Here is a 12,084-nt window from a genome sequence, read left to right as displayed (position 1 = left end):
AAAGCCCCGCAATTTCTTGCGGGGCTATTTCGTGAAGGAGTGAATATTATAAACTATTCACGTGTTTCATCAATTTAGATTTTTTGTTGGCAGCATTATTCGCATGAATAATGTTCCTCTTCGCTAATTTATCTATCATGCTCGTCACCGTCTTCAATAAATCCTGAGCTTCCTTTTTATCTTTAAGGTCACGAAGTCTTTTGATGTAAGTTCTCGTTGTCTTGAGCTGATAACGATTTCTAAGCCTCTTGGCATTGTTTGAGCGAATTCTTTTTAGAGCTGATTTATGGTTAGCCATCTATTAAAATTTTGTTATAAGCAAAAAAATTGGCTGCAAAGATAAGCTAATCAGAGGATTTGCGCAACATACTTGCAAACAGAAATGAAGAATAATATTAAAATCTGCTGCTTACTGATACTCACATCTTTATTTTTTTCAACGGAGCTCTTGGCATGGGGTTTTTTTGCACATAAAAAAATCAATGAGTTGGCTGTTTACACCTTGCCGGTTGAGATGATAGGTTTTTATAAGAATAATATTAATTATATCATTGAAAAGTCAACTCAGCCCGATAAACGACGTTACATTGACCCTTCAGAAGCACCCAGACATTATATTGACATAGACCATTTTGGTGACTCTGCCATTTATAAAATGCCTCATAATTGGTACAGGGCAGTGGAATTGTACAGCGAAGATACCTTAAAAGCATACGGAATTGTACCCTGGCACATCCTGCTTTTAAAAAAATTACTCACCGATGCTTTTATGGATGGTGATTTTGATGCTGCCTTACGTATTTCCACTGACATTGGACATTACATTGCCGACTCCAATGTTCCTTTGCACACTACTGAAAATTACAATGGCCAATTAACAGGCCAGCACGGTATTCATGGTTTGTGGGAATCAAGATTGCCTGAATTGTATTTTGATGAGTATAATTTGTTTGTAGGTAAAGCCAGCTATTTAAAACATGGTGCTGCCTCAATTTGGACTTCAATTACAAATGCACATTTGGCGCTCGATTCTGTTTTAAAATTTGAAAAAGCCATTTCTGAAAATATCGGAGAGGAAAGCAAATACAGTTTTGAAAACAAGGGTAAATCTTATGTAAAGGTTTATTCTAAAAAATTCTGTCATGAATATCATGCTGCCCTTAATAACATGGTGGAAAGACAGATGAGACGTGCTATACGCCTCATTGGTAATATTTGGTACAGCTGTTGGATTGACGCAGGTCAGCCGGATTTACCTTATTATTCAAGCACCGGAATTTCGGATGATTCTATAGGTACGGTATTGATTATACCAAATCGCATTCACGAATAAGAAGAATAAACTAAATCCATTAATTTGGCAGCATAATTAGGCTATGTGCGGAATTACAGGTATTTATTCTTTCAATGAAATCGGGAGAGTTTTTTCAATAAACCTTCAAAAATCCATGAATACGCTTAAGAAGCGTGGCCCTGATCAAAGGGGTACCCTGGTTCGTGAAAGACTGTGCATGGGTCATACCAGGTTATCAATCATCGATACTTCAATTAAAGGAAAACAACCTTTTTCTGATAAGAAAGGCATACATCACTTAATTTTTAATGGTGAAATTTATAATTACCGTGAACTTCGAAAAGAGCTTCGCAATAAAGGTTACGTTTTTGAAAGTGAAACCGATACCGAGGTACTTCTTTATCATATCATAGAAAATGGAATTGATGGAATAAATGATCTCAATGGATTTTTTGCTTTTGCCCTATTCAATGAATCCAGCAATGAATTATTACTCGCCAGAGATCGCTATGGAATTAAGCCATTGTACTATACTATCGATGAGGATAAATTCATATTTGGATCCGAACTCTCAACGGTTTTGTCCTACCAGCCCGACAGAAACGCAATAAATCCTATGGCCCTCCAGGCTTATTTGCAGTACAATTATATACCTGCTCCTTTGAGCATTTATAAACACATTCAAAAAGTATTGCCGGGGAAATGGATAAAAATTAAAAAGGGTGAAAAATTGCAATCTGCATCCTATTATAAGCTGCCGGTAAGTGAAAGCGAAGAAAATTTTGAAGGGTCTTATGAGGATGCAAAAAGGATCATAAGAAGCACACTTGAAAAAAGTGTGAATCGTCGGTTGGTGGCAGATGTTCCTTTGGGTTCATTTCTCAGCGGTGGGATAGATTCAAGCATAATTACGGGCCTTGCATCCGAAACAAAAAAAGACTTGAATACCTATTCAGTCGGTTTTTCTGATGATAAATATTTTGATGAAAGCAAATACGCAGAGCTCGTTGCAAAACATTATAAAACCAATCATCATCTGATTTCGATTTCAGAAAAAGATTTGGTCGACACTTTGTATTCCACGGTCGAATACATGAGTGAGCCATTTGCCGATTCATCCATTATAGCCTATAACACCTTGTGCAAAAAAGCCGGTACTGACTTGAAAGTAGCGCTATCCGGTGATGGCGCCGACGAATTGTTTGGAGGCTATATGAAACACCAGGCCTGGCAAATGATTGAAAAGGGTCATTGGAAGGTTGGTTTATCCCGATGGCTTAAACCACTGCTGTCCTCTTTGCCGCAATCCAGAAAAAACAGTTTTGGAAATAGTATTCGAAGAATTATTAAACTCGGTGAAAATGCCGGTTTAAATTCAAAAGACCTGTATTTTAATCTGTGTAAAATCTCAAGTGAGCAAAAAGCGCTTGAGTTTATTCACGCTGATTTAAATTCGGAAGTTCATATTTCTGCAGATGATTTTATTTCATCGGAAACAGGATTAATTAAATCTCCAAAAAATCTTAATGAAACACTCAGCAATGATTTAAAACTAGTCTTAAATAATGATATGCTAATGAAGGTTGATCAGGCTTCCATGGCCAATAGTTTGGAGGTCCGGGTTCCGTTTTTAGATCATGAGCTGGTAAACTTTGTGATTGGATTACCTTCAGATTGGAAAGCGAATTCAATAAATAGAAAGCAAATACTCGTTGATAGTTTTAAAGATATGCTTCCGAAAGAAATATTGGAACGCAAAAAGCATGGATTTGAGGTACCTTTGCAGAAATGGTTATGCAATGAATTACAAAGTGAATTGAAAAATACAATATTCAATCGCGAGCGAATCGAAGAAGGCAGATTGCTAAATTGGTCGGCTGTTTCACAATTGGAAAAGAACCTGTATTCAAGCAATCCGGGAGACAGCCCTGCCCGGGCATGGGCCATGTATTTATTAGTAAAAAAAATTAATTGAATTGAAGCTAGTAATTGATGCGGAAAAGAAAGGTCTTAGCCTTGATTTAAAAGAACTATTTCATTATAAAGATTTATTCTTGATCCTAGCATACAGGGATTTAAGAGTGCGATATGCACAGACTTATTTGGGATTGATTTGGGCCTTTCTGCAGCCGGCAACTACTCTATTGATTTTTACAATTGTCTTTGGGCGTGCCGTTAAAGTAGACACCGGAGATATTCCCTATCCCGTTTTTGCCATTTGTGGAATGGCTTCATGGGCTTATTTTTCATTCGTATTAAATCAAGCAGGCAATTCGATTATTACCAACCAGGAAATGATTAAGAAAATTTACTTCCCAAGATTGGTGATTCCATTGAGTAAAGCGCTGGTAGGATTTGTCGATTTTGCCATTGCATTGCTTTTCCTTGTGGCTCTTTTCTTTATCTATCAGATATTACCTTCAGGCCCCTTATATTTTTTACCGCTCTTTGTGCTTATTACTATAATATCGGCTCTGGCCGTGGGAATTTGGTTAAGTGCCTTAACGATCAGGTACAGAGATTTTCAACATGTGGTTCCTTTTTTAGTACAATTTGGACTCTATGCTACTCCGGTTGGATACCCTTCAGAACTTATTATTGATAACCTACCAAAATGGGGCACATTTATATTCTTTTTAAACCCGATGGCAGGGGCAGTTGAAGGTTTTCGGTGGGCGCTATTAGGCGGTGATCCCCCTTCTGATTTTATGTATTTATCATTTGCGGTAGTTATTGTAATGTTTATAAGCGGGCTCTACTATTTCAAATCAGTAGAAAAAGTAATGGCAGATATTGTTTGATATGGGAGAATTGGCAATTAAAGCACAAAATCTTGGAAAAGCTTATTCTATTGGAAGCAGTCGCAGCGGAGAACTGCGCCATAGTATCGGAAATAAACTGCGGTCTTTGATAAAACCGGATGCTTCCAGCAAAGAGGAATTCTGGGCCTTAAAAGAAATTTCATTTGATATAAAACAAGGTGAAGCTGTTGGCATTGTTGGAAGAAACGGAGCAGGAAAAAGTACCTTATTAAAATTACTCTCGCGGATTACTGATCCGAGCACGGGTCGTTTTGAAATTAATGGCAGAGTTTCTTCATTGCTCGAAGTGGGTACCGGATTTCACCCGGAACTAAGCGGTAGAGAAAATATTTTTCTCAACGGAACGATTTTGGGAATGACCAGGGCGGAAATTAAATCAAAATTTGATGAAATCATCGATTTCAGCGGGGTTGAAAAATTTATTGAAACACCGGTGAAACACTATAGCAGTGGAATGAAAGTGCGACTGGCTTTTTCTGTGGCCGCACACCTGGAACCGGAAATACTCATTGTCGATGAAGTTCTTGCAGTTGGTGATGCTGAATTTCAAAAGAAATGCCTTGGGAAAATGGATGAAGTCAGTAAAGAAGGCGGAAGAACCGTGTTTTTTGTAAGTCATAATCTGGCAGCCGTAAGCACACTTTGCAGTAGGGGTATGTTGCTTGAAAAAGGTAGGTTAATCGAAGATGCCGAGGTGAACGATGTTATTCGAACCTATGTTTCGCGCAATCGATCAAATACTGATAAGGACAAACTAATTAACCTGGATCATAGAAAGGGAGAAGGACATTTTATAGTTGAGCAAATTAAAATTCTGAATAAGGATAAGGAATACGCTCAGATTGTTAAAACGGGTGAAGAAGTGATATTTGAGGTGTTTTTAAATCGCAAACTCAATAAAAACGAAGGGGCATTTCGTATAGATTTTGCAATTGATACAGAACAGGATATGCGTATAGCCTGGTTTAGTTCTCAAGCTATCAATAATTCTATTAATTCCGAATTTGATAGAATTTATCTTAAAATACCAAAGTTCCAGTTTGGAAGAGGTACTTATTATTTAACTTTTTACGCTACATTGAATGGCGCACTCGCCGATTATATCCATCAGGGTTTTGCTTTTGAAGTAGAGGAAGGTGATTTTTTTGGTACCGGAAAAATCATTCCCAAAACTCAAACCTTTATATATACAGAACATCAAATTTCTTCCAATTGAGCAAATCGGGTATTAAATATCGAATTAAACAAAAATTAAAATATCACTTTTCATCCGATGAAATTGAAAAGCGAATCGCTGACATAAATCGATATGAAGAAATAATTTTATTAGACAAGGAAACATTCTCAATCAAAGGCGATTCAAATAAATTTGATATCAATAAGCATGCTTTCCTCCTTCAAAATATAAATATATTTCAAAAACTGTCAGAACAGGATAATATAAAAATCCTGGTGTCTGAAGGGCATATCTATTGCCTGATAGATGAACTCAAAATTGACGTTTACACGGCCGAAGAAATATTTATAATAAAGGAAATTTGGATAGACGGCACTTATAATCTCGATAGCCTCCAATTAAATGAATGTGTTGTAATGGATGTGGGAATGAACGTTGGAATGGCTTCACTCTTCTTTTCTACAAAAGAATTTGTCAGGAAAATATATGCCTACGAGCCGTTTAAGCCAACATTTGAAATTGCAAAATTGAATATTGGACTCAATAAAAATCTCCAAAACAAAATCGAATTTTATAACTATGGAATGTCTTCGAAAAACGAAGAAATAGAAGTTGAATATTCTTCTGATCATCGCGGAAGAACGGGAATCTGGGGAACGGATTTAGTTTTGGATCAAATTGAGTCTTCAAAGAAAGAAAAACTTGAGCTTCGGGATTTTAATACAGAACTTGAAAGAATTATTGAAGAAAACCCCGATTCTCCTTTAGTGTTGAAAATCGATTGTGAAGGTTCTGAATATGATATTTTTAGATCATTGAATGAAGCTCTTTTGAAACCGGTTAAGTGCATATTGATGGAATGGCATAAAAGAGGACCGGATGAGATTGTTAAAAAACTAAAATCCAATGGCTTTAGCTTACTGAGCTTTAATTCAAAAAGCAAAAAAGTCGGAATGATCTATGCCTTCAAATAAACCCGGTTTATCGGTCTTACTTTCTGCTTATAATTCTGAAAAATTCATACAGCAGGCAATCGAAAGTATTTTAAATCAAAGTTTTGAAGACTTTGAATTATTAATAGCAGACGATGGATCCTCAGATAATACAAAGTCTATTATTGACAGTTTTTCCGACCATCGGATCATTCGAAGTCATAATTCTTCTAACAAAGGAAAAATCAATACTTGTAATCGCCTTTTTACACTTGCCAAAGGAGACTTTGTAAGCATTCATGATGCTGATGACTATTCCCATAAGGATCGCTTTGCGAAACAGTTACAATTTATAAAAAGTAAGTCACTGGCTATGTGCGGTACCGATTTTGTAAATCTTACAGAAAGCGGGAAAATCCTTCAGACCATTAAAATGCCCAATGATATTGAAGTGATTAAACAAAATTTTTTAAAAGTCAGTCAGTTTCACGGCCCGACAATGATGATTCAAAAAGATGTCGTGGAACAAGTGGGAGGGCTTTATCGCTTTTTTAGAAACAAGGAAGATGTTGATCTGGCAGTGCGTATTACTGAACGCTTTCCTGTCGACAATTTGAACGAAGCCTTATATTATTACAGAAACCACCCAGCATCTCTTTCAAAACAAGGTTATGATTTTTTAAAATTTGAAGGAATGAAGGCCATTGAATTTCTTCACAATGAAAGAATGCATTCGGAGGATTATTCTGATTCTTTGATGAAGTCGGATAGAAGCGCTTTTGAACAGTTTTTAAAACAATTGGAAAAACCGTATCGCATCGATAAGGGATTAATCTATCGTAAATCTGCGGCGCATAATATGTATTTCAATTTTTTCCGGGCAGCCATTTCACAATCTTTCAAAGCCATTGCGATTGATCCTTTTCGCATTATTAATTACCGTACTTTTCTATATTGTGTCCGAAAATCGGTATTCAAAATTTAATTATGAGGTATATTTTTATTCTGGGTTGTCATAAATCCGGAACTTCATTATTGCGTAGTCTTTTTGATGGCCATCCTGATTTAAATGTGGTCCCAATTGAGTCCCATTTTATAGAACATTTAGGGATATCGGGAATATACCCATTGCGGAAAAATGACAATCATAATTTAAATTTTTACGATTCCCTTTTTAAGCTTCTTAAAGAATACAATGAATCCAAATCTACCTATTCAGATATTAATGTAGCTGGTAAAATCAATTTTGAGATTTTAGAAGCACATAAAAATAAACTGAATAACAAAGACATGCCAAAAGCTTTTGAATACATGTGTAAAAGCATTTTTGAAGCTCTGGAATTGAATTTTAAGGAAGGACATAGCATAGTTGAAAAATCTGTCGAAAATTTTCAATATGCCTCTTATCTCAAAATGCTTTACCCCAATAGCATATTTATTCATATTTTAAGAAACCCCTATGCCAATCTTGTCTCTTTGAGAAAATTCAAAACAAGAGCAAATTTTCCTTCTCTTCCGGAATTGGTGGAAAGTATAAATCTCTCATTTTCCTATGCTTTAAATAATGTAAACATCATTTCGGATTATTTTATTATAAAATATGAAGCCCTGATTTTAGAAGCTGAAAATACCATGCAGGAACTGATGCAAAAAATTAATATCCCTTTTGATCCAATACTTTTAAAACCGAGTTCTATGGGAGATGAATGGGCAGGTAACAGTATGTATTCCAATGAAATGAAGAATATTTCAAATCAAAATATGAACCGATGGAAAAAGGAAATATTTCCCATTGAAGCCGCACTTGTTAATTCTAAATTGTCGGAACATATAAAAAAATGGGATTATGAATCCTTTCAATTAAAGCAATCTGCTTACAATAAAGCAAAAGGAGAAACGATTAAGACTTATCTTCGCAACAGATTGTACTTATATTTATAATCCTATTGAAAGTCCTTCATATAACATGTTGGTATCCAATTAAAAAAAATACAACTCGGGCTGTATTTATAAAAAAACAAATTGAAGCATTAGGCTTATTTGCAGAAAATAAAATTCTTCATTTCGAAGTTGTTAAATCGTCTAAATTTAAAATAGAGCGATCCAGATCTGAAATTTTGGATCAAACAATTCTATATACACCCTTTTATTTTTGGTCAATTGTTGAATTGATCCATTTCATCTGGTTGTTCCGAAAACTTGTGATAAACAGGTATTCTGAAAAATTTGATGTCATCAATTTCCATATCGCCTATCCCATGTTGGTATATTGGAAATATTTAAAAAAGAAAGTTCAAAAACCGGTTTTAATCTCTGAACATTGGAGTGCTTACAAAAATAATTTTGGCATCAAGAAAGAATTGCCGCAGATAAAAAACATCTTTTGTCAGAATCTGCCATTGGCTGCGGTATCTGAAACACTAATTAAGGATATTCGCTCATTTTCAAACTGTCAATTCAAATCTTTTGTCATTCCGAATATTGTAGATTCAAAAGTGTTTTACCCCTCGAAATTGAATGAAAAAAGCAGCAACAATTTTCTGATGTGCAGTTTTTGGAAGTCTCCAAAAAGACCTTTTCTGGTTCTAAAAGCATTCAAAAAACATCTAGAATCAAATCGGGATATTCAATTGTCAATAATTGGATCCGGGCCATTGATAAAAAGTATTGAGAAATGGATCATTGAAAATCAAGTTCAAAATAATATTACCCTTTTGGGAGCAAAAAATAGTGAGGAGATTGGCGAGATTATGCGATCTAGTGAGGCATTCCTTCACCCCAGTGCCTATGAAACCTTTTCAGTCGTTTGTGCTGAAGCTTTGGCCTGCGGTCTACCCGTTATTGCATCAAATGTCGGTGCATTGCCCGAAGTAGTTTCAGATAAGGGTTTACTTGTAGAAAATAATGAAGAAAGCTGGTACAATGCGATAAAAACCTTTTTAGAAGGCAAATTCAAGGATTCTGCTACAAGGTCAAATCCTTATGATAAAAAGACCATAGGTAAAAAATATTTTGACACGCTTAAATCAGTCATCAATGAATCTGACTGATAGAAACATATTAATTATTTCCCCTGAGGCATGGGAGCATATTCAAATTTCAAAACATCATTATGCCATCGAATTGGCAAAAAGGAACAATCGGGTTTACTTTCTCGGTCCACCCGAAAATGAATACGCGATAAACACAACATCAATAAATAATTTGTTTAAAGTCACATACAAGGGATTTCCAAAAGGGTTTAGATTTTATCCTAAAGCCATTAGAAAAAAAATTCAACGATCATTGTTAGAAAAAATTGAAAAAATAACAGGATGCACATTGGATATTTTATGGTCCTTTGACAATTCCGTTTTTGCCGATTTTGATAATGAAAGAATGAGATTAAATATTTCACACATCGTAGATAAAAGTCAGGATTTCTTGTTTGCAAGGGCCGCAAGTACAGCAGACATTAATTTTGCGGTCAGTGAAAATATTTTCAATAGACAAAAAAAATACAATCAACAATCATACCTGATTCCACATGCAATTGACGAATTATTTCTGAAAGAAATTATTAAGGATTCCAATTCAGATTTGCCGGGAAAAAATAAAATCAAGGCCCTGACATTTGGGAACATGAACAGTCCCTATATCAATTGGAAACTGGCTGAAAAAATTTATAATCACTTTGATTGCATAGATTTTATTCATTTTGGCCCCAAGCCGGATAAAGCCCCCATTGCTGAAAATATCTATTTTGCGGGATTTAAAGATAAAAAAGACTTGGCCGTTCTTATGAGTTCGGCTGATTTTTTATTCATATTTTACGATGATGAAAAGTATCCGGAGCAATTGACCAATTCGCATAAAATTCTCGAGTTTTTATCTTCGGGGAAGCCGGTGATTTGCAATCCATTTTCAGATTATAAAAAATCTGAATTGCTAATTCAATGTCACAATTTAGAAGACTATAAAAATGCTATTCAGAATACAATCACTAAGTCGGAAGACGTCGCATTGAAGCAAAGGCGCATTGAATACGCTTCAAAAAACACTTACAATAAAAGAATAGAAGAGATAGAGCAAATTTTGGAGAACATTAATGTCTGAATTTCAAAAAATGGATTTATCCATAGTCATCATCAATTACAATACAATGGCTTTGACAATAAATTGTATTGAATCCATTTATAAGGAAACCAATACCCATCAATTTGAAATAATAGTAATCGATAATGCAAGCAAAGAAAATCCACAGCAGATTTCTAAGCGATTTCCTGAAGTTAAACTCATTAATAATAAAGAGAACATCGGATTTGGAGCGGCAAATAATCTTGGAATAGAAAAGGCCAGCGGCAAATACATATTGTTATTAAACTCAGATACCATTATTAAAGATCAGGCTCTTGATAAATGTGTGGAATTTATGAATTCCGATTTTGCGCAAAGCCATAACATCGGGCTGATGGGCTGTAAATTGATTTATGAAAATGGAGATCATCAAAATTCGGTTTTTTACAAAAATTCAAAACTCCAGCTTCTGATTAGAAGTAATCCATTTTTGAATGCCCTGTCCGGAAAGAAAACTCAATTAATTAAAACAGATCATTTTGTAAGTGGCGTCAGCGGGGCATTTATGTTTTTTCGAGCGGGTGTATTTGATAAGGTAAAACCTTTTGATCCCGATATTTTTATGTACTCCGAAGAAACTGAACTATGCCGGAATCGCGTAGGCAAGCATTTTAATATTTATTACTGGACCGGTGCCTGTGTCATTCACTTCATGGGGAAAAGCAGTAATCCTGAAAAAGCCTATCAGCAAAACTTTCTGTCTTTTGCATTTTCATTATACAAAACGAGCATCGCTTCTTACCTGGTCTTTATCTTAGCTTTATTCATCAATATTCTAAGCTCTCCACTTTTATATCCTTATTTCATGCTTCGCAAAAATAAATACGAGTTGATGAGGATTAAGGGTAATTTTGTGCTACTGGACTATTTCTTTGTCAAAATTCCGGCAATGAACCGTAAATGGGGTTCAAACAAAAAACAATTGAGAATCAAGTATTTTAGACAAAAATGAAGACATCCACACCATTCTGTATTGCAGGAATGCACCGATCGGGAACTTCGCTGATTGCAGGCTGGATGCACAGTTCCGGGATTTTCTTTGGCCATTCGCTTCTCAAAGCGGCGAGTTCTAATCCCAAAGGGCATTTTGAAGATGAGGAGTTTTTGGAATTTCATTCAAAAGTTCTTGAAAGGGAGGGTTTTCATCGTTCAGGGCTTACCATCGATCGAAACAATTTCGAATTTAAGGACAAAGAAATTGAAATTGCCAAGGCAATTATTCAAGACAGGATGAACATGGAACTTTGGTCATGGAAAGAACCACGAACCAGTTTATTTCTTGACACATATAAACAACTCATTCCTAATTTAAAGATCATTGGAATTTACAGAAAACCAGAATTGGTTATAGATTCCTTGTATAAAAGGTTGAAAAAAAATAAATGGTATTACACCAGAAACCCCATAAAAAAATTGGAATGGTATCTGGATATAGACCTGAACAAATCAAAATGGGTTAAGATATTTTCCAAAACCTACGCCCTGTACAATGAAAAACTTCTGAATATTAAGAATGTTACGCCCGATGAGGTTCTGTTATTTGATATTGACGTATTAATTTCTAATCCTGAAATTTTTGAAAAGAAGGTGAATGAATTGCTCGGTATGGATTTAAAATTAATCCCTTTCGAAGATTTCTACGAAGAAAAATATATCAGTAAAAAGAGTGAAGGTTTTAATTTCACCCCCGATGAAAATTCACAATTAATCTATACAGAACTACAAAAATTATCCGATTAGATA

12 protein-coding genes are annotated in these 12,084 nt (G+C 35.2%); 11 read left to right on the top strand and 1 reads right to left on the bottom strand.

Annotation, left to right across the window (positions count from 1 at the left end):
- Positions 1-46 precede the first annotated feature (46 nt).
- Complete coding sequence (locus tag HZR84_10595; protein ID QNL22369.1) at positions 47-298, bottom strand: 30S ribosomal protein S20; 252 nt, start codon at positions 296-298, stop codon at positions 47-49.
- Positions 299-448: 150 nt separating this feature from the next.
- Here HZR84_10595 and HZR84_10590 point away from each other — a divergent pair, with 150 nt between their 5' ends.
- The 11 genes from HZR84_10590 to HZR84_10540 all read left to right on the top strand — a co-directional run bounded on the left by HZR84_10590 (position 449) and on the right by HZR84_10540 (position 12,081).
- A complete protein-coding gene (locus HZR84_10590; GenBank protein ID QNL22368.1) occupies positions 449-1,333 on the top strand; it encodes a S1/P1 Nuclease in 885 nt (294 codons plus the stop codon).
- 43 nt (positions 1,334-1,376) lie between these two features.
- Positions 1,377-3,269, top strand: coding sequence for an asparagine synthase (glutamine-hydrolyzing) (gene asnB, locus HZR84_10585; GenBank protein QNL22367.1), 1,893 nt, complete (start codon positions 1,377-1,379; stop codon positions 3,267-3,269).
- A gap of 1 nt (position 3,270) precedes the next feature.
- Positions 3,271-4,095 carry an ABC transporter permease gene (locus HZR84_10580; protein ID QNL22366.1) on the top strand — a complete coding sequence of 275 codons (825 nt, stop codon included), beginning with the start codon at positions 3,271-3,273 and terminating at the stop codon, positions 4,093-4,095.
- Position 4,096: 1 nt separating this feature from the next.
- Positions 4,097-5,332: an ATP-binding cassette domain-containing protein gene (locus HZR84_10575; GenBank protein QNL22365.1), complete on the top strand. Its 1,236-nt coding sequence runs from the start codon at positions 4,097-4,099 to the stop codon at positions 5,330-5,332.
- Positions 5,329-6,267 (top strand): FkbM family methyltransferase, encoded by a 939-nt coding sequence (locus tag HZR84_10570; GenBank protein QNL22364.1) that lies wholly within the window; start codon positions 5,329-5,331, stop codon positions 6,265-6,267. The genes HZR84_10575 and HZR84_10570 overlap by 4 nt, the downstream gene beginning before the upstream one ends.
- Positions 6,254-7,210 (top strand): glycosyltransferase family 2 protein, encoded by a 957-nt coding sequence (locus tag HZR84_10565; protein ID QNL22363.1) that lies wholly within the window; start codon positions 6,254-6,256, stop codon positions 7,208-7,210. Before HZR84_10570 ends, HZR84_10565 begins: the two co-directional genes overlap by 14 nt.
- A gap of 2 nt (positions 7,211-7,212) precedes the next feature.
- Positions 7,213-8,166, top strand: a complete 954-nt coding sequence (locus HZR84_10560) for a sulfotransferase (GenBank protein QNL22362.1) — start codon at positions 7,213-7,215, stop codon at positions 8,164-8,166.
- 176 nt (positions 8,167-8,342) lie between these two features.
- A complete protein-coding gene (locus tag HZR84_10555) occupies positions 8,343-9,275 on the top strand; it encodes a glycosyltransferase family 4 protein (GenBank protein QNL22361.1) in 933 nt (310 codons plus the stop codon).
- On the top strand, positions 9,262-10,320 hold the full coding sequence (locus HZR84_10550) for a hypothetical protein (GenBank protein ID QNL22360.1): 1,059 nt from the start codon (positions 9,262-9,264) through the stop codon (positions 10,318-10,320). Before HZR84_10555 ends, HZR84_10550 begins: the two co-directional genes overlap by 14 nt.
- The gene (locus HZR84_10545; GenBank protein ID QNL22359.1) at positions 10,313-11,293 is read left to right on the top strand and encodes a glycosyltransferase family 2 protein; all 981 of its coding nucleotides are present in this window, start codon (positions 10,313-10,315) and stop codon (positions 11,291-11,293) included. Before HZR84_10550 ends, HZR84_10545 begins: the two co-directional genes overlap by 8 nt.
- Positions 11,290-12,081 (top strand): sulfotransferase, encoded by a 792-nt coding sequence (locus HZR84_10540; GenBank protein ID QNL22358.1) that lies wholly within the window; start codon positions 11,290-11,292, stop codon positions 12,079-12,081. Before HZR84_10545 ends, HZR84_10540 begins: the two co-directional genes overlap by 4 nt.
- Positions 12,082-12,084: the final 3 nt, after the last annotated feature.

This window comes from Hyphobacterium sp. CCMP332 (assembly GCA_014323545.1).
Taxonomy (GTDB): domain Bacteria; phylum Bacteroidota; class Bacteroidia; order Cytophagales; family CCMP332; genus CCMP332.
This window is presented reverse-complemented; position numbering and strand designations above follow the sequence as displayed.

Coding starts and splice junctions, on each gene's coding strand:
- HZR84_10545 (QNL22359.1), top strand. CDS start 10,313: ATGTCTGAATTTCAAAAAATGGATTTATCCATAGTCATCATCAATTAC.
- HZR84_10540 (QNL22358.1), top strand. CDS start 11,290: ATGAAGACATCCACACCATTCTGTATTGCAGGAATGCACCGATCGGGA.
- HZR84_10550 (QNL22360.1), top strand. CDS start 9,262: ATGAATCTGACTGATAGAAACATATTAATTATTTCCCCTGAGGCATGG.
- HZR84_10565 (QNL22363.1), top strand. CDS start 6,254: ATGCCTTCAAATAAACCCGGTTTATCGGTCTTACTTTCTGCTTATAAT.
- HZR84_10595 (QNL22369.1), bottom strand. CDS start 298: ATGGCTAACCATAAATCAGCTCTAAAAAGAATTCGCTCAAACAATGCC.
- HZR84_10560 (QNL22362.1), top strand. CDS start 7,213: ATGAGGTATATTTTTATTCTGGGTTGTCATAAATCCGGAACTTCATTA.
- asnB (QNL22367.1), top strand. CDS start 1,377: ATGTGCGGAATTACAGGTATTTATTCTTTCAATGAAATCGGGAGAGTT.
- HZR84_10575 (QNL22365.1), top strand. CDS start 4,097: ATGGGAGAATTGGCAATTAAAGCACAAAATCTTGGAAAAGCTTATTCT.